The following is a 17,753-nucleotide window of genomic DNA, read 5'->3' as shown; positions in this document are numbered from 1 at the left end:
CTTAACTAGCGGCGTTTGCGCGACAGATAACGCGCAAACAGGTTGAAGGCCAGAATAATCGCCATCAGCAAAAGCGCGGTGCCGTAGGCTGCGTTCATGTTGATGCCGTCATTGGCAAGCAGATAAAGGTGAACGGTCATGGGGCGGCCGGAATCGAGCGGCGAAATAGGCAGGTTGATGGCCTGGCCCATGGTGTAGAGCACCACGGCGGTCTCGCCGATGGCGCGGCCGATGGCAAGTACGATGCCGGTGGCGATGCGACCAAAAGCCGAAGGAAGCACGATCTTGGAGACGACCTGCCACTTGGTGGCACCCAGGCCATATGCGCCCCAACGGATATAGCGCGGAACGGCGCGGATTGCCTCCTCGGTGGTACGCATGACAATGGGCAGCATCAGAAGTGCGAGCGCCAGGGCGGCCGAAACCATCGAAAGACCCAGGCCCATGGCCTCGACAAACAAGGCGTAGCCAAAAAGGCCCATAACAATGGAGGGCACCGAGGCCAGGGCATCGGCAGCATAGCGAATGATGTCGACGACCTTGCCCTGCTTGGCATACTCGGCCAGATAGACCGCAGCCAAGACGGCAACCGGCGTGCAGATGAGCATGGCGAGCGCCGTCACGTAGACGGTCGAGACGATAGTGGGCCAAATGCCGCCCTCGGCGTTTACGCCCTGCGGCCAGCCAAAGATAAAGTCGAGCGAGATGTGAGGCAGACCGTTGATAACTACATAGGCGATGATGGCGACCAGCACCAGCGTGGTGATATAGGCCGCGGCGCGAAACACGCCGAGCATAATCTTGTTGGACAGATCCTTGTTGATGCGGCCCTTCTTACCATGGGAAAGGGCACGCTTGATGCGTTCGCGCGACGAGGTCGTATCGACCGTCGTGTCAACGAAATCGGACATAGCCTACCCCCTCTTCTTCTTGGAAATCAGACGGACGATGCCCACCAATGCGGCGGAAATGATAAACAGGACCACGCCCATGCCAAACAGAGCCGAGCGGTGCAGGCCCGAGGAATAGCTCATGTCGAGCGCGATCTGGCTCGTGAGCGTCGAGATGGGGCTCGAGATGCTGTCCGGGATGACCGGAGCGTTGCCAACGACCATGAGCACGGCCATGGTCTCACCGATGGCACGACCCATGCCCAAGACAATCGCATCGACGATGCCCAACTTGGCTGCAGGCAGCACGACCTTGTAGATGGTCTGCCACTTGGTGGCACCCATGGCATAGGATGCCTCGCGAATGCCCATGGGAATGGAATTGAGGGCATCGATGGTGAGCGTGGTGATGGTGGGAACGATCATGATGGCGAGCACGAGCCACGCTGTCAGCGCACCAAAGCCAAGACCACCGGTCAGCTGCGCGATAAACGGACGGATGATGACCATGCCAAAGAAACCGTAGATGATGGAGGGGATACCCGCCAGCAGGTCGACGGCGGGGCTGATGAGACTGCGCACGCGCTTGCCGGCGATCTCGACCAGATACACGGCCGTGCCCACACCCAGGGGCACACCCATGGCGAGCGCACCGACCGTCACCAGACCAGAGCCCGCCAGCAGCGACATGATGCCGTAATGGCCCTCGGAGGGCGCCCACGTAAAGCTAAAGAAGTCCGCCAGACCGATGTCGGTAAAGACGGGCAACGCCGAGTACGTGGTAAAGACAAAAATCAGGATGACGGTGACGACCGCCAAGAACGCGCAAGCAAAGAAGATCCACTGCAGCGCCTTCTCTTTGAGATAGGTGCTGCGCGACACCAACGCCAACTCACGCTTTTTGGGCGCCTGAGTCTCTCGCTCAATCTGGGGGGTTTCCTGCGCTTCCATGCTACTCACTCCCCTTTCCGTCGTTGGTGACGGGAATAAAGCCCGCCTCGCGAATCTGCTTGTCCATCTTCTCCGACGTCACATAGTCAATGTAGTCCTGTGCACGCTGCGAAGGCGTACCCTTCACAAAGAAGTAAAGGTCGCGCGAGATGGGGTAGCCGCCACTTGCGACCGTCTTCTCGGATGCCTCGACATGGTTGACCGAAACAGCCTTAACCGAAGTCTTAGCGTTGAGGCTCTCGACAAAACCCAGCGAGATGTAGCCAATGGCACCACGCGAACGGGACACGACATCGCGTACCTGGCCCGTGCCCGAAAGAACGGCAGAGCGACGATCGAACGGCGTGCCGTCCATCACGATGGTACGGAAGGCCTCGCGCGTACCGGACGCCTCATCGCGGTTAATAACCTGAATCTTCAGGTCCTCTCCGCCGACTTCCTTCCAGTTGGTAATCTTACCGGCGTATATGTCGCGAAGCTGCTCGGTCGAGAGGTTGTCGACCGGGTTATCGTCGTTCACGATGACTGCGATGCCGTCGTGCGCGATTACAATCGGGGTCAGGCCCAGATTCTGCTCGTCGGCATTGAGGCCACGAGACGAGCTGGCGATGTCAGCCGTGCCGTTGCTGACGGCCTCGATACCGGCAGAAGAGCCAAGGCCAGAGACGAGCACGTCGGTGCCGGTCTCCTCCTTAAAGCCCTCGGCCGCAATCTCGGCAATGGGAAGGCAGGTGGTCGAGCCGGCCACGGTGATAGAAGACGTGGAAGATCCCGAGGAGCAGGCACACAGCGTAAGCGTGAGCACTGCCGCGCTTAGGACCGATGCGATCTTTCTCATAGCATCACGCCGATCGCAGCATGGCGCCCACAGGTGCCGCCCTCGTTGCGGTAGGAATAAAAGCGGTCGTTCTGACGAACGGTGGAGAGCTTGGTGTCCACAATGCCGTTCGCTTCGACGCCGGCGTCCATCAGCGCCTCGCGAATGGCGGCGGAAAGATCGAGCATACGAGAAGCGGCAGCATCGATGCACGCGAACTCGGAGGCAAAGCGGTCCATAAGTTCTTGGGACACCTCGTACTCGTCACCCAGGATATGGGGCCCAATATAGGCAGAGATGTCGTCTGGCTTGCAGCCAGCCGCCTCGCAGAGCGCTTGGCACGCCTTGGCGGAAATGCGCGCAATCGTGCCCTTCCAGCCAGAATGCACCACGGCAAAGCCGCCGGGAGCCACCAGCACAACGGGAACACAATCGGCAAAGCAAAGCATCACGGGCACCTCATGCGCCGTGCAGACGAGGGCATCGCAGCCCTCGGCAATCTGCTCGCGAATGTTCTCGAGATCATCGGCGCCGTTCGAGGTCACCGTCACGACATTGTCACCGTGTACCTGATTGGGGACAAGCAGGTTGTGCTCGCACTCGGCAATACCCATGGCCTCGAGTACGCGGCGACGATTTTCTTGAACGGCAAAGGGGTCATCGCCAACATGCGAGCCCAGATTGAGTGAGGAGTACGCATCTTCGGAAACACCGCCAGTGCGTTCGGTGAAGGCAAAGCGGACATCGTGTGTCGCGCCCTCTACCAACGTAACTCCATCATGGTCGACACGCGAAACGTTGTCCGCACGTGCTGCCATACTAAAGCCTCCTAATAACACGAGTATCGCGGCCAAGCCGCAGCAGTCCGTGCCATACGGCTGCCATACTTCTACAAAAGGATACCCGCAGCGGTAGGGACCAAACGTAAGGGGAACGTAAAGAGATTGGAGACTTTCGTTTACAAACGAGAAACAAAACGGGGTGCATCCAAATGGATACACCCCGTGCAGGTCGTTGAGAAAAACGAACTAGAAGCTACCACGCTTAAGGAAGTCGGGAAGCTCAAACTGGTCGTTACCAAAATTGGGAAGCTCCGTACCGCCGACATTGCGGGTCGGGGCAGACTGAGCCGAGCTTGCAGCGGGAACGGTACGCTGAGGCTCGGCAACGGAAGCCTTGCTCTGGGACTGCTGGGCAGCGAAGAGCTCGTCCTGACGGTTGACATTAGAGTCGGAGAAGCCCGTAGCGATAACGGTGATGCGCACCTGATCGCCCAGGGACTCGTCGACAACGGTACCGAAGATGATGTTGGCCTCGGGATCGACGGCGTTGGCGACAACGTCGGCAGCGTCGCTGATCTCTTGGATGCCCAGATCCTTGGAGCCGGCGATGGAGAGCAGGACGCGCGTAGCACCATCGATAGAACTCTCGAGCAGCGGGCTGGAAATAGCCTGCTGGGCGGCGTCGACGGCACGGGTGTCCCCAGAAGAAGTACCGATACCCATCATGGCGGTGCCGGCCTGCTTCATGATGGTCTTAACATCAGCGAAGTCCAGGTTGATGATGCCCGGGACGGTGATGAGGTCGGTGATGCCCTGGGTACCCTGGGAAAGGACGCCATCGGCAATCGCGAAGGCCTCGAGCATGGTGGTCTTCTTCTCGGCGATGTCGAGCAGCTTGTCGTTAGGGATAACGATCATGGTGTCGACGCAATCGGAAAGGGTCTTAATGCCCTCTTCGGCGCTCTTCTTACGCTTGCGGCCCTCGAAGGTGAAGGGCTTGGTCACGACGGCGACGGTCAGCGCACCGACCTCGTTCATCGCGATATCGGCAACGATGGGAGCGGCGCCGGTGCCGGTGCCACCGCCCTCACCGCAGGTGATGAACACCATGTCGGCGCCAGCGAGCGCCTCGGCGATGTCATCGCGGGACTCATCGGCAGCCTTGCGACCAACCTCGGGGTTGGCGCCAGCGCCCAGGCCGCGGGTAAGGTCGGTACCGATGTGGACCTTGATATCGGCATCAGAGATCGCGAGCGCCTGAGCATCGGTGTTGATGGCAACAAACTCGACGCCACGAATGCCCTCTTCGATCATTCGATTGACCGCGTTGGTACCGCCGCCGCCGACGCCGACCACCTTAATGACGGCAAGGTAGTTGTTGATCTCTGTCTCGTGCATGTCGGTCCTCCGAACAAAGGTTATAGCCATAGCATGGGTTGACCCCTGCGCACATTAACCTTCAGGTTGAAAGTAAATGCAAAGGTAAACCGTATTATGTTTGCACATTATGAACGTATCAGTCAAATAATTGACCGTGAAAACCAAACAAACCAGATAAACGGCGTGGTATGGCCCCTCAACAAAGCCACGCACCGACGCTAAGCGGTCGGTGCGTTTCTAAACGTATAGTTGCCGGGAGACCGAACGTTGATGTAGGTTACGCCCTCTACCTGCGACAGAAGCTTGGTCACGACGCGTTCCTTCTTGGCGATATCATCAGAATCGCCCAGCGAGACCTCAACGCCATTATCAAGATTCGCCGAGATGGCCTCGACCGAAGGTATAGAAATATCCTTGATCTGCGCCAAGAATTCGCCGGAAAAACCACGCACGTAATCCAGGCCCGCTTTAACGGCCTTGGAAGAAACAGCCTGCCCCGAGACCGGCTCGACATCAGCCGAGACATCGGTAAGCAGCACGGCCCCGTAGTGCTTGGCCAGCGCCAACGCAGCATCGATACCGCTCAATGTGTTGGCGCCCTCACCCGAAGTGACGACATTTCCCTGGTCGTCCACCTCCACAGAGGTCGAAAGCGGTGCGATCCAGGTGTCATCGTCGCCGATGGCCCAGGCAAGATCGTCGGAACTTATATAAGCGATCGCGGTGACCTTGCGCTCCGTCGGCGTAATGACGAGCGTGTGGGGAAACTGCCGTTGAACGTCCACGCCCGAAACCCACGGGTTCTGCTTGAGATCTTCGGTAATCTGGTCGGGATTTACGTTGAAGAGCGATGTGTTCTCGGGCAGACTGATCAGCTGCATGGCATCGTGCTTGGTCACATGCTCGCTGCCCTCGATCTGAATATCGGTAGCGGCAAACAGGCCGGAATTGATAACGACGATGGCAACGACGGCAAGCACGGCCACAGCCGCCAAGATACCGCCCACGATTTTGCTCTTGCCCTTAACGGCAGAGGCGGCCTCGGACGTCTTACTCGCCATGGCGCCAAGCGACGACAGCGGATTGATACCCTTATTGGTCGCAGGTGCCTTAGTGGCGGGCACCGACGTCAACGAGCGCGGCTTGGCAGCGCCCAACGTACGACCGGGATGCGTCGCTTTAGCCCCCAGCGAGGGCTTGGGCGTCACTATGGGGCGAGAGGGCTTGGCACCCATCGCCGACTTAGACGTCACCGAGGGGCGCGGAGCCGGGTGAACCGTCTTTTTTGCGGCAGTGCGTCCACCAAGTTGCGAGCCGACGACCGGACGTTTGGCGGACCGTACGGATCCAGCGGGCTTGGAGGACACAGGGGGCTTGCGTTGAGGCTGGACGGGTGCGCCGGAACGCCCTCCGGCGCGGCGGAAGGTAGGTTTCGATGCTCTAGAAGCCGAGGAATTTGACTTCCGGTCTGAGCTCGATGCCATACGCCTCCCTCACCTTTCCGTGCACATGCCTGATAACCGCGGCCACATCATCGGCCGAGGCGGTACCGTTATTAACGATAAAATTAGCGTGTACGGGCGAAACTTCCGCACCGCCAACCGAAAAACCCTTTAATCCACAATCCTCAATCAGCTTGCCAACGCTCGCGTCGGGTGGATTGCGAAAGACCGACCCGCAAGAAGCGCGACCCATGGGCTGCGTGCGTTTGCGCCTCGTCAGGTACCGCTCCATACGCTCGCGAATGTCGGCCTTAGGCGCAGGCTTGAGCTTAAGCACGCACTCGAGAATAATCTCGTTACGCGGCAGGCTGCACTCACGGTAGCCCCAGGCAATCTCGGACCCCGCATAATGCTTAATGCCGGATGCCGGGTCAAACGTAACCACATCCTCGACAAGCGAACCTATCCACTCGGTACGCGTACCGGCGTTCATAGATACGGCGCCGCCGACCGAGCCGGGGATGCCAACCGCAAACTCAAGGCCCGAAAGCCCGCGCGACAGGGCATCGTTGACCAAACGTGCGAACATAACGCCCGCGCCAACGGTCAGCGTGCAACCGTCCTCGGCAACAACGGTGCGCTGAAACTCACGCCCCAGCGAAATGACGGCGCCGCGATAGCCCGCATCGGCAACGAGCAGATTAGATCCCTTGCCGATAATGACCCACGGCACCTGCTCACGGTCGAGCACTGCCACGGCACGACGAAGGGCATGATAGCTATGGCACGTCACGAAGAGGTCGGCCTTGCCGCCGATACGATAACTCGTATGACGCGCAAGGCGTTCATCCTCGACTACATCCGTGTCGATCATGCCCGAAAGCGCCATGACGGCGTTAAACAGACCCATAGGGGCTAAGCGTCTTTCTTGGCAGTCAGATACTCGATGAACTCAGGGCCAACGGTCGTAACGTCGCCGGCGCCCATAGTAAGCAGCAGATCGCCCTCACCTACCATTTTCTCGAGCTCACGATTGAGCTCGAGACGGCTGGAGCAGTACACGACCTCCTTGCCAGGGTGCTTGGCGCGCACAGTGTCAGCGAGCATCTTGGAGGTAACACCCGGAATCGGCATCTCGCCGGCAGAGAACACGTCGATGAGCAGCAGCTTATCGGCATTGGCGAAGGCATCGGCAAAGTCATCGCACAGCGCCTGCAAACGCGAATAGCGGTGCGGCTGGAACACGACGTCAACATGCTTATAGCCCAGCGACGAGGCGGCGGCAAGCGTCGCCTTGATCTCGGTGGGATGATGGCCGTAGTCATCGACCACGGTGATGCCGTCAATATCGCCCACATGGGTAAAGCGGCGGCGGACGCCCTCAAAGCTCGAAAGCGCCTCGGCTGCGGCGTCGACGTCGAGACCCAGGACATGGGCAACGGTTAGCACTGCCGTGGCGTTGAGCATGTTGTGGCGACCGGGGTTGCTCTTGATCTCGACAGCATGCTCGGTCCCATCCTCAAAGCGAACGATAAAATCGCTCTGAATGCCCTTGACATCCGGATGCACGCAGACGACGTCGTTGGTTTCGGCAAAGCCATAGGAAAGCACGTGGCGACCCGTCGACTTGGCGAGTTCGACCAGATGCGGGTCCTCACCGCAAACGATGACGGTACCGCTCTCTCCAACCAGGCCCATAAACTTGGCAAAGGTGGCCTCGATCTCCTCGATGCCCGAGTAGTGGTCGAGATGGTCGGCCTCGACGTTGGTCACGATGACCACGTTGGGGTTCAGGAACAGGAACGAGCTGTCGGACTCATCGGCCTCGGCGACAAAGTAGTCACCCGAGCCGTTCTTTCCGTTGGTATCGTAACCCTCGACGATACCACCGATCAAAAAGCTGGGGTCCAGACCCATGCGGTCGAGCATGGTGGCACACATCGAGGACGTCGTGGTCTTGCCGTGCGTGCCGGCAACAGCGATGGTGGTGTAGCCGTGGCCCAGAGCCGAGAGCATCTTGGCGCGGGGCCACACAGGAATACCGAGCTCGCGAGCACGCACAAGCTCGGGGTTGGACTCGGGAATAGCGGTAGAGACCACGACCACGTCGGGCTTGACCTCATCGATCGTGGCGGCCTCGTGGCCCACATGAACCTTCACGCCAGCACGGGTAAGCTGACGAATGTAGCGCGAGGTCTTAAGGTCGGAACCGGTAACGGCATAGCCACGCTCGTGCAAAACGAGAGCGATGCCGCTCATGCCGGCGCCACCGATACCGATAAAGTGGGCGCTCTTGAACTCGGGCGCGGAGGTTGCAGTCTGGGAATCAGCCATGTGCTCGTGTACTCCTTGCGTAAACACTGCCTGTAACCCGTTAACTGTACCGCACCTACCGCATCCGCGCGAGCGCAAGCTCGATATCCCGTCTAACTAACGCAAACCCTCTACCGCATCGGCCAAAAGTGCGGCGGCGCGGTCCTGAGCCAACCCGCGCGCCGCCTGACGCATGGCATCGCGCGCCGCGGCGTCATCGACCAGATGCAGCAGCTCCTCGGCAAACGCAGGAGCATCGATATCGGCATCGGCACAAAGCACGCCGGCACCGGCATCGACCAGATAACGCGCATTGGTCGTCTGGTGGTCGGCCGTGGCATGCGGATACGGCACGAGCACCGAAGGCACGGCGAGGGCGGCAATCTCGGCCACGCTCGAGGCGCCGGAGCGCGAGAGCACCAGGTCAGCTGCAGCTAGCATGTCGCCCATGTCGTCAATGTAGGGCTGGACGCGATAGCGCTTCATCTCATCGGACGTCAGCGCCAAAGCACGCTCGGTGTCCTCAAAGCCGTCGGCACCCGTCGAATGCAAAATGTAGAGATTCTCGCGGGTCAGCAGCTCGCCCTTGAGCGAGGCTACGCGCTCGTTAAGATGCCGAGCACCGAGCGAACCACCAAAGACAAGCAGCAGCACAGCGTCCTCGGGCACGCCAAGTGCCTCGCGGCCGCGGGCGCGATCGCCCTCAATGACCGAGCGGCGCACCGGATTACCGGTCATAAGCACATGCTCGGGGTCGCCCGCGCGCTCAAAGACAGAGCGCGCAGCCGGCACCGAGATACACACGCGGGCGGCATGGGAGCTCATCATCTTATTGGCCAGGCCCGGAACAGAGTTCTGCTCGTGCAGCAGATACGGAACGCCCGCATCCTTGCACCAGCCCAGCAGCGGGACCTCGACGTAGGCACCAAAACCGATGGCAGCATCGGGCTTGCCAACCTTTGAGAAATGGCTGGCGAGCGAGCGCTTGGCCTTATTGACGCGCCACAGCGAGCTCAGCGCGGTCCAAGGACGGGAGCGGTCGAAGCCCGTGACCGTGATAGGTACAAAATCGAACCCGGCCTCGGGAACCAAACGACCCTCGAGCTTATGCGACTGGCCCACGAACACAACATGATGTCCGCGGTCGCGCAACTCCTCAGCCAAGGCAAGCGCAGGGTTGATATGTCCCGCCGTGCCGCCGGCTGCGATAGCAACGGTCATCTTATCGGTCATGAAAATCCCTTCGTACGCGCGGTCCCTGATCTTCGGTGCGCAGACGCGCCGACGGGTCCGAATTCAAATTGATTCGATTATATCCGCCGCCCGAGCTTCGGGGGTTCGGGCGTTGGGGACGCCCCTGCGGAGCCGTTCGCGGGCGCGGACGAGCCGCCGGCTCGGACGCAGAGCCGTCCAAGACGGTAAAACCGTTGCGCGAAGGGCGATCGCCGCGCACATGGGGCACGCCGGCGGTGCTCTCGTCCATAACGGCAAAGCTCTCGCGGCGACGGTCGTACTCATCACGACGGGCGCTCTCGTGCGAGACGCGCAAGATCAACCCCGCAAGCATAAGCGATACGATAATCGACGAACCGCCGTAGCTGATAAACGGCAGCGGCTTACCCGTCATGGGAAACACGTTGAGGATGCCCAGCGCATTGATCAAAAACTGTACCGCGAGAATGACTGCGGAACCCGATGCCATGAGCGCTCCGCGACGGTCCGCAGCCTGCTCGGCAATGCGAAACGCTGAGTAAATCAGCATCGCAAAGACCAAGAAGAGCAGCACGGTCCCGACAAAACCGACCTCCTCGCCGATAATGGCCAGAATATAGTCGTTGTGTGCCTCGGGCAGATACGAGTACTTCATGGTGGAGTTACCGATGCCACGGCCGAACAAGCCGCCCGAAGCAAACGCCATGATGGCAAGCGTTGCCTGATAGCCATCGCCATACTCGTCGGCCCAAGGGTTCAGGGCAACCTGAACACGCACCATGCGGTACGGCTCTGCAACAAGCGCAAACACACTCACGACAATGACGAGAATGATCACGCCGATGATAAACTTGGGGTCTAGGCCCGCAAATAACGCCATACACATGAGGGTCAGCGAGATGATCAAGACGGTGCCATAATCGGGCTGGATAAAGATCAAAAAGAGCGAAATGCCCAAGTAGACGACCATCTTGCGAAGGAACTCGTTGATGTTGCCACCGGGCGAAAAGAAACGGTCGAGCATGATGGCCGAATACGCGATGGCAAACGGTTTTAAAAACTCAGACGGCTGGAACTGAATACCGGCGATGTTGAGCCAGCGCGTGGCGCCACGGCTGCCACTGCCGACAAGAAATACCGCAAACAGCAAGAGAATCATGCCGATAAGGAAAACCCTAAGTACATCTTCCCCAAACCAGCTGTCCGGCAAGACGCGAACGATCGCAACCATGGCAAGCACGCCAACCCCGGCAAAGGTAGCCTGTCGAACCAGGAAATACGTCGCCGAGCCGTTCTCGTGCAATGCCTCGACCGATGACGCCGAGTACACCATCAGCAGACCAAAGCACACTAAAGTAAACAGGCACGCCATGAATATCAAACGAGGGCGCATGATGCGGGCGGGGACGCCGGCAATATAGCGTTCGCTGAGCGTCTGCCCGCCGCGACCGGAGCGCGGCGTACTGCGCTGCGAGGAAGCACGGTCCGAGTCGGGCCTCCTCATACCTTGTCGGGGGCTCTCCTCTCTCACCGGCGGCCCCTATTCCATTTGCGATTTCGCTGCGGCGGCAAGCTGGGCCACGTAGTCCTTAAACACGCGGCCGCGCTCCTCGTAGCCCGAGAACTCATCGAACGAAGAACAGGCGGGAGAAAGCAGGATCACGTCGCCTCGGCTCGACAGCGAACGGGCAACGTCGACGGCGTCGCGCAGGTCGTCAGCCTGAGCGATATCAACGTCACCATCGACATCGGCCTCGTCCATAGCGGCGGTAAAGCGCTCGCGCGCATCGCCAAAGCAGACGACCGATCGCACGTTGTCCATGACAACGCGGGCGAAGGACTCGAGTGGCGTGCCCTTATCGTGACCACCGAGCAGCAAGATCACGTCGTCGTCGGGAAACGCCGTCAGGGCCTTTTCGACCGCATCGGTGTTCGTTGCCTTGGAATCGTTGACGTAGCGCACGCCATCGATCTCGCCACAGGGCTCAACGCGGTGCTCCAGCGGCTGGAATGAGGCCAGGCCGCGACACACACCGTCGACATCGGCACCGACGGCCAGGGCAGCCGTGGCAGCGCACAGGGCATTGATGACATTGTGATGTCCGGAGATTTTGAGCTCGGACGTGGCGATGAGCGGGGTCTCGACGCCCTTCAGGCGAATGACCATCTTGCCATCGCGCACAAATGCGGCGTCCTCGCCCGCAGGGTCGTCAAAGGCGACCTTGCAGATGCGACGACCCGGCGTGTAGACATACTCATCGAATTCATGGATACCGGCATCCTCGACATCAATAACCACAAGGTCATCATCGACCATATTCTCGAAGAGCTTAATCTTGGCGAGCGCATAGTTCTTATGGCTCTTGTGCCAGCCCAGATGGTCGGGGGTAATGTTGAGCAGCACCGCCACACGGGGGTGAAGCTCCTGGGTCGTTGCGATCTGATAGCTCGAAAGCTCAGCTACAAACCACTCGTTATGCGCGCGGTCGTCGATTTCGTTCACCGGAGGCTCACCGATATTACCAACAGCAACGCTCGCCTCGCCCGCTGCCTTAAGCAGGTAGTCGGTCAGCGACGTGGTGGTCGTCTTGCCATTGGTGCCCGTAATGGCGATCCAATTTTGGGGAGACAGGCGGTAGGCAAACTCGGGCTCACCCATGATCTGGACAGCGTGATCGCGGCCAGCCTTAAAGAATGTCGAGAACTCCGAGATGCCCGGACACGTCACGCATACATCAAACGCGCCCTCGACCTGCTCGGTTCCGTAGACAAACGATACCCCGCGCGACTCGAGCGAGCGCGTGGCATCATTGGGCTCGGACGTGCCGCCACCGTACACGGTAACGGTACTCACGCGCTCGGGGTGCGCAAGCGCCCAGCGAGCGACATCTAGACCGGACTTACCCTGGCCCAAGACGAGCAGGCTAAAGGAATCTGCAAGAGGCATGAAAAACCACTATCCCAACTGGAAAAACAGGGCAAGGCCCAGAGCGCCAAAAGCGGCAGCGACAATCCAAAAACGGATGACGACCTTAGTCTCGGCCCATCCCTTCTTCTCGAAATGATGATGAATGGGCGCCATAAGGAAGACGCGCTTATGCGTAAAGTGGAAGTAGACGACCTGAATCATGACCGACAGGGTCTCGACGATAAACAGGCCGCCGATGATGAGCGAGACGACCTCGGTGTTGGTCATAATGGACGTGCAGGCAAAGGCTGCACCCAAGGCAAGAGAGCCGGTATCACCCATAAAGATGCTCGCCGGATAGCAGTTGAACCAAAGGAAGCCCAGGCAAGCACCAGCACATGCGGTACAGAAGATAGACAGGTTTACGTCACCGTGCAAAAACGCCATGGCAGCCATGGCAAGCATGGCAATCATGGAGGTGCCACCGGCAAGGCCGTCCAGGCCATCGGTCAGGTTCACGGCATTAGAAAGACCGGCGATCATCAGCCAGCAAAAGACGATATAGAGCCACGGAAAGGTAAGGCCACCAATGGTGGTCGAGAAGATACCGAGGTCAATCGTCAGACCGCCGGGAAAACGAATCTCGGGGGCAACGCCGCACCAGCTGACGGCAAGCACGGTAAACGTGACGCAGATGATGGTGAGACCGATCATCTTGGCGTGGGGCGTCAGGCCGAGCGAACGACCGTGCGTGACAGAGGTCAAATCGTCGATAAGGCCCAGAACGCCGGTTGCAAGCGTGGCAAGCAGCACGAGCACAAGCTCGGTGGTGAGCTTGCCCATCAAAAGGCACGTCAGCGAAACGGCTACGAGAATGACAACGCCGCCCATGGTGGGCGTGCCCTGCTTAATCAGGTGGCGTTTGGGTCCATCGGCGCGGACCTGCTGGCCGATACCCTCGACCTTAAGAAGCTTGATCCACCACGGCATGAGCAGCAGCGCAATGGCGGCGGCGATGCCAAGTCCCAAAAAGGCCTGGTATGTAGGATACGCGGGGTTCCCGAACATGGGCTAGCACACACCTTCCACAAAGCGGTCGAGCTCGACAAAGCGAGAGCCCTTGACCAGCACAACGTCATGTTTCTCAAGTGCGCCGGCCATGCGGTCGAGCACCTGCTGATAATCGGAGAACACCTGGATGCGGTCCTCGTCCATGCCCATCATGCGCGCAGCTTCGGCCATACGAGCGGCCAGCTCACCGCCCACGCACGCCAGCATATCGAGCTTCTTAGCCGCGGCATAGGCGCCCACCAGCTCATGCATGCGGGGGGCCTCGTCGCCCATTTCGCCCATCTCGCCCAGAATCGCCATTCGAGAGCCAGAACACGAAAGCGAGCACAGTAGGTCAAGGCCAGCAGCCATGGATTCGGCGCTGGCGTTATACGAGTCGTCGATAATGCGGGCACCGCTCTTGGCGTGTTTGATCTCCTGACGATGACCGGTAATCGCGATACCCCTAAAGGCAGCATCGATCTGCTCGGGGGTCACACCCAAACGATAGGCAACTGCGGCGGCCTTAACGGCATTGGGAACGGACTGGACGCCGGGAATGACGAGCATGGTGTCAACGGACTCACCCATGCCAAAGTCAAGCGTAAAGACCGGGCGGCCCTCGTCATCAATGTGAATGCCGCGGGCGCAAACCTCATCAACATCCGAAACACCCGCCAGCATCACATCGATACCCGCGGGCTCGGCAAACGTCTCACGAATGAACGGGGTGAAGTCGTCTTCCCCGCCCAAAACCAGCAACGGGAGAAGGTCGTCGGCGGCACACATGCCCCCAACAATCTCGGACTTAGCGCGGGCGATATTCTCGCGACTTCCCAGGATTCCAATATGAGAGGTGCCGATCTTGGTCACGATGGCAAGGTTGGGATTGGCGGACCGAGAAAGGCGCTCTATCTCGTGAAAATGGTTCATACCCATCTCGAGAACCAGCACCTCGGTGTCGGCAGGAGCGGCCAAAACCGTGAGCGGCATACCGATCAGATTGTTGAAATTACCCTTGGTGGCCCAAACGCGATAGCGCTTGGCAAGCACTGCCGCAAGGACATCCTTGGTCGTCGTCTTACCGATAGAGCCGGTAATGCCAACCACTAGGCAGCCAAGCCGCGTGCGATAGGCATGTGCCAGGCGCAGCAAAAATTCCTCGGGATCATCGGTGTGTAGGATGGCGCAGCCCTTACGCTGAGCCAGCGATACGAGCTCGGCGTTGGGCTCGCGCGTCATCACAACGGCGCCGGCGCCCGATTCGATGGCGCGGGAAGCAAAGTCGTTGCCGTCGACTTTTTCACCCGGAAAGGCAACAAAAATCGTGCCTTCCTCAACCTGGCGCGAGTCGATAACGCACCCACGGCATACCCGATCGGCTTCTCCCGTCACGGTCCGGGCCCCTGTTGCGGCCGCGAGGTTGTTGACGGCGATCTCTATCATTGCAGCTCCCCTGTAAACCTAATAACGCTATCGGCGTATTGTATCCCAGCGCCGCGCATGCGTGGTGCAGGGCATGTGAACACCCTCCAGTTTAATCGACAGCCCTTTTCAGGATTGTAACCCCCTACTTGGTGCGTGGGATACCCAACACATCGAGCGCGTTAGCCATAATGACCTGGAACGGCACGGCGGCAGCATCCGAACCGCTCGGCGTTCCGTCGAGCGTGATATAGCACAAAACCTTAGGTGCTTGCGCCGGGGCAAACCCCATAAAGGACGACATATAGCTCGCTTTGAGGTAGCCGCCTTTTTCATCGGCGCGCTCGGCCGTACCGGTCTTACCCGCCACGTCGTAACCGTCGACGGCGCCCCCGACACCCGTGCCCTCGGAAACGACCGTCTGCATGCACGATATCACCTGGGCGGCGGCGTCCTCAGAAATCGCCTGCTCGCCCTCGCCCCAGTCCTTCTCCTCGCCTTTGCTGGATTTATAAAAGTGCGGCGTCATCATCACGCCGTCGTTGGCAATGCCGCCCACGGCGCGCGCAATCTCGATCGGCGAGACAGACAGCGCTTGGCCAAAACTCATCGAGCCCAACGTGGCGCCGTCATACTGGTCACGCTCCTTGACAATGCCAAGGCTCTCGCCGGGAAAATCGATGCCCGAACTGTGTCCAACGCCCCATTTGTCCACGTACGCGGCAAAATCGTCCGCGCCGATCTTATGCCCGACCAATACAAAGCCAACATTGGATGAGCGGCGCATCATCTCGCGCACATCCATGGTCATGGCGTAGTCACGCTTATCGGCATCGGTGACGGTATCGTCGCCGACCTTAATGCTCGCCGGCACCTCAAACGACGTACTCGAGCGCACGACGCCCAAGTCGAAACCCGCACCTGCAACGAGCGTCTTAAAGACCGAACCGGGTTCATACGCATCGGTAACCAAGCGCAAGTTCATATCCTCGGTCTTGGCGTTCTCCAGATCGGTCGGGTCGTAGGTCGGATACGAACAGGCGGCCAGAATCTCGCCGGTAGTAGGGTCTGTCACCAAAGCCGAACCGTTCTTGGCTTTGGTCTTCTCGACCGCCTCCGCCAGAGCGTCCTCTGCTGCACGCTGGATATTGACATCCAGCGTCGTCACGATGTCAACGCCATCGATGGCGGCGACTTTTTTATAGGCGCCACCCGCAATATAGCTATCGTCCCTCGCACGCTCTCGTACCAGCGTGCCGTTTGTTCCGGTCAGCAATTTGTCATATTGCTTTTCAAGTCCCGTTAGGCCCACGTTGTCAACGTTCACCACGCCTAGAACCTGCGAAGCCAGATTGCCGTATGGATACACCCGCTTCATCGCCTGCTCAAAGAGCACGCCGGGCAGATTTTTCTTCTTCAATGCCGCGGCATCGTCCTCGTCCACCTGGCGCTTGATATACACCCAAGTGCCATCGGACTGAACCAGCTTGCGGCAAGTCTTCTTATCGATTCCAGTCGCCTTAACCAAGGCCGATACCGTTTTATCGACATCCTCGATCAGCTGTGGATTCACGGCGACATTGCTGCACTCGACCGACGACGTCAGCACGTTGCCGTTTCGGTCGTAAATCGTGCCGCGTTTGGCGTAAAGCGTCTCCGCAAGCAGGCGTCGAGCATCGGCGCGCCCGCGTAACTCATCGGCATTTACGATCTGGTAGTCGGTAAGGCGGATGGCGCCCGCAGCCAGGCCCAAACCGATACAACCCATGACGACATTACGGCGAGGCAATGGCGTCCCCGTAAGCCATTCGGTCGAAGATCGTCTATTCGATCTGCTATTGCGTACTTGAGGGTCATCCGAGCCGCGAAGGCGCGACGTTGGATCGTTGCCACGATTCGACCCCAAGTTGTAAGATGACCGACCCGATCCTTGATAACCAGAACGTCCCCGCGAAGAGGGACGTCCCTGCCCGCGACTCCCGTCTGGACCGCGGCGATAATCATTTGTCATACTCAGCTACCGTCTTATTACTGGACAGCCGCAGCCGAGCTAGCGCCCGCGGCTGCATCCTGCGAAAAATCAAGTGTAACGCTCTCGCTGGGCTCCACCATGCCATAAGCGCCCGCAAGATCGCGAATGCGCGTATCGGCACCATAAACAGAGTGCATGACCTCAAGGTCAGAGCTCTCATCGGTCGCCTTCTCGAGCGTGTTGGTAAGCTCGGCGTTGCTGTTGAGCACCTGGGCCGTAACGCTTGCAAGCGCCACGCGGGCGACGCCAATCGTCATGAAGATAGCCGCAATGATGCAAAACGTTTTAAGAACGCTCATGAAAACCGGGCTTACCGCCTGGTTTGCCTGACGGCCCGCGCCCGTGTAGACATCAAAGCGCGGCGCGCGCTGCTCACGAGGAGCAGCGGGCGCCTGCGGTGCCTCGCGGTAGGCGGGCATGGCGTTCATATCATAGGCGAGTGCTGCGTTTGAGGTGTTGTAGCCCATGATATGCCGCCTCCCATCCCGAGTACGTTGGTAGTGTGTTTAAGCTTCGTTTATGGTGCGAGCGGGAGGTCCAATATCGCGCGC

Annotated in this window: 15 protein-coding genes; all 15 read right to left on the bottom strand. The window is 59.4% G+C overall.

What is annotated here, in order from left to right:
- Positions 1-5 precede the first annotated feature (5 nt).
- Positions 6-911, bottom strand: coding sequence for a phosphate ABC transporter permease PstA (gene pstA, locus FYJ40_RS01810; RefSeq protein WP_154515260.1), 906 nt, complete (start codon positions 909-911; stop codon positions 6-8).
- A gap of 3 nt (positions 912-914) precedes the next feature.
- Positions 915-1,841 carry a phosphate ABC transporter permease subunit PstC gene (gene pstC, locus FYJ40_RS01805; protein ID WP_154515258.1) on the bottom strand — a complete coding sequence of 309 codons (927 nt, stop codon included), beginning with the start codon at positions 1,839-1,841 and terminating at the stop codon, positions 915-917.
- Between the two features lies 1 nt (position 1,842).
- On the bottom strand, positions 1,843-2,679 hold the full coding sequence (locus FYJ40_RS01800; RefSeq protein ID WP_154515256.1) for a phosphate ABC transporter substrate-binding protein: 837 nt from the start codon (positions 2,677-2,679) through the stop codon (positions 1,843-1,845).
- The gene (locus FYJ40_RS01795; protein ID WP_154515254.1) at positions 2,676-3,476 is read right to left on the bottom strand and encodes a polyphenol oxidase family protein; all 801 of its coding nucleotides are present in this window, start codon (positions 3,474-3,476) and stop codon (positions 2,676-2,678) included. The genes FYJ40_RS01800 and FYJ40_RS01795 overlap by 4 nt, the downstream gene beginning before the upstream one ends.
- A 210-nt stretch (positions 3,477-3,686) precedes the next feature.
- A complete protein-coding gene (gene ftsZ, locus FYJ40_RS01790) occupies positions 3,687-4,838 on the bottom strand; it encodes a cell division protein FtsZ (protein ID WP_154515252.1) in 1,152 nt (383 codons plus the stop codon).
- A 200-nt stretch (positions 4,839-5,038) separates the two neighbouring features.
- A complete protein-coding gene (locus FYJ40_RS01785) occupies positions 5,039-6,055 on the bottom strand; it encodes a cell division protein FtsQ/DivIB (RefSeq protein WP_229770622.1) in 1,017 nt (338 codons plus the stop codon).
- A gap of 205 nt (positions 6,056-6,260) precedes the next feature.
- Positions 6,261-7,172 carry a UDP-N-acetylmuramate dehydrogenase gene (gene murB / locus FYJ40_RS01780; RefSeq protein WP_154515248.1) on the bottom strand — a complete coding sequence of 304 codons (912 nt, stop codon included), beginning with the start codon at positions 7,170-7,172 and terminating at the stop codon, positions 6,261-6,263.
- A gap of 5 nt (positions 7,173-7,177) precedes the next feature.
- A complete protein-coding gene (gene murC / locus FYJ40_RS01775) occupies positions 7,178-8,596 on the bottom strand; it encodes a UDP-N-acetylmuramate--L-alanine ligase (protein WP_154515246.1) in 1,419 nt (472 codons plus the stop codon).
- Positions 8,597-8,692: 96 nt separating this feature from the next.
- Positions 8,693-9,808 (bottom strand): undecaprenyldiphospho-muramoylpentapeptide beta-N-acetylglucosaminyltransferase, encoded by a 1,116-nt coding sequence (murG, locus tag FYJ40_RS01770; protein ID WP_154515244.1) that lies wholly within the window; start codon positions 9,806-9,808, stop codon positions 8,693-8,695.
- On the bottom strand, positions 9,798-11,318 hold the full coding sequence (gene ftsW, locus FYJ40_RS01765; RefSeq protein WP_154515242.1) for a putative lipid II flippase FtsW: 1,521 nt from the start codon (positions 11,316-11,318) through the stop codon (positions 9,798-9,800). The genes murG and ftsW overlap by 11 nt, the downstream gene beginning before the upstream one ends.
- Positions 11,319-11,327: 9 nt before the next feature.
- Positions 11,328-12,734, bottom strand: coding sequence for a UDP-N-acetylmuramoyl-L-alanine--D-glutamate ligase (murD, locus tag FYJ40_RS01760; RefSeq protein WP_154515240.1), 1,407 nt, complete (start codon positions 12,732-12,734; stop codon positions 11,328-11,330).
- A gap of 9 nt (positions 12,735-12,743) precedes the next feature.
- A complete protein-coding gene (gene mraY / locus FYJ40_RS01755) occupies positions 12,744-13,763 on the bottom strand; it encodes a phospho-N-acetylmuramoyl-pentapeptide-transferase (protein WP_154515238.1) in 1,020 nt (339 codons plus the stop codon).
- A 3-nt stretch (positions 13,764-13,766) separates the two neighbouring features.
- Positions 13,767-15,191 (bottom strand): UDP-N-acetylmuramoyl-tripeptide--D-alanyl-D-alanine ligase, encoded by a 1,425-nt coding sequence (murF, locus tag FYJ40_RS01750; protein ID WP_154515236.1) that lies wholly within the window; start codon positions 15,189-15,191, stop codon positions 13,767-13,769.
- A gap of 124 nt (positions 15,192-15,315) precedes the next feature.
- The gene (locus FYJ40_RS01745; protein ID WP_370513635.1) at positions 15,316-16,959 is read right to left on the bottom strand and encodes a peptidoglycan D,D-transpeptidase FtsI family protein; all 1,644 of its coding nucleotides are present in this window, start codon (positions 16,957-16,959) and stop codon (positions 15,316-15,318) included.
- Positions 16,960-17,198: 239 nt separating this feature from the next.
- Positions 17,199-17,669 (bottom strand): hypothetical protein, encoded by a 471-nt coding sequence (locus tag FYJ40_RS01740; RefSeq protein WP_154515235.1) that lies wholly within the window; start codon positions 17,667-17,669, stop codon positions 17,199-17,201.
- Between the last annotated feature and the right edge of the window lie 84 nt (positions 17,670-17,753).

This window comes from Collinsella sp. WCA1-178-WT-3 (M1) (assembly GCF_009696325.1).
Taxonomy (GTDB): Bacteria; Actinomycetota; Coriobacteriia; order Coriobacteriales; family Coriobacteriaceae; genus Collinsella.
This window is presented reverse-complemented; position numbering and strand designations above follow the sequence as displayed.

Excerpts from the sequence above, each read along its gene's own strand:
- FYJ40_RS01795 (WP_154515254.1), bottom strand. The coding sequence starts at position 3,476 with ATGGCAGCACGTGCGGACAACGTTTCGCGTGTCGACCATGATGGAGTT.
- mraY (WP_154515238.1), bottom strand. The coding sequence starts at position 13,763 with ATGTTCGGGAACCCCGCGTATCCTACATACCAGGCCTTTTTGGGACTT.
- murB (WP_154515248.1), bottom strand. The coding sequence starts at position 7,172 with ATGGGTCTGTTTAACGCCGTCATGGCGCTTTCGGGCATGATCGACACG.
- murG (WP_154515244.1), bottom strand. The coding sequence starts at position 9,808 with ATGACCGATAAGATGACCGTTGCTATCGCAGCCGGCGGCACGGCGGGA.
- pstC (WP_154515258.1), bottom strand. The coding sequence starts at position 1,841 with ATGGAAGCGCAGGAAACCCCCCAGATTGAGCGAGAGACTCAGGCGCCC.
- pstA (WP_154515260.1), bottom strand. The coding sequence starts at position 911 with ATGTCCGATTTCGTTGACACGACGGTCGATACGACCTCGTCGCGCGAA.
- murC (WP_154515246.1), bottom strand. The coding sequence starts at position 8,596 with ATGGCTGATTCCCAGACTGCAACCTCCGCGCCCGAGTTCAAGAGCGCC.
- murF (WP_154515236.1), bottom strand. The coding sequence starts at position 15,191 with ATGATAGAGATCGCCGTCAACAACCTCGCGGCCGCAACAGGGGCCCGG.
- ftsZ (WP_154515252.1), bottom strand. The coding sequence starts at position 4,838 with ATGCACGAGACAGAGATCAACAACTACCTTGCCGTCATTAAGGTGGTC.
- murD (WP_154515240.1), bottom strand. The coding sequence starts at position 12,734 with ATGCCTCTTGCAGATTCCTTTAGCCTGCTCGTCTTGGGCCAGGGTAAG.
- FYJ40_RS01740 (WP_154515235.1), bottom strand. The coding sequence starts at position 17,669 with ATGGGCTACAACACCTCAAACGCAGCACTCGCCTATGATATGAACGCC.
- FYJ40_RS01785 (WP_229770622.1), bottom strand. The coding sequence starts at position 6,055 with ATGGGTGCCAAGCCCTCTCGCCCCATAGTGACGCCCAAGCCCTCGCTG.
- FYJ40_RS01800 (WP_154515256.1), bottom strand. The coding sequence starts at position 2,679 with ATGAGAAAGATCGCATCGGTCCTAAGCGCGGCAGTGCTCACGCTTACG.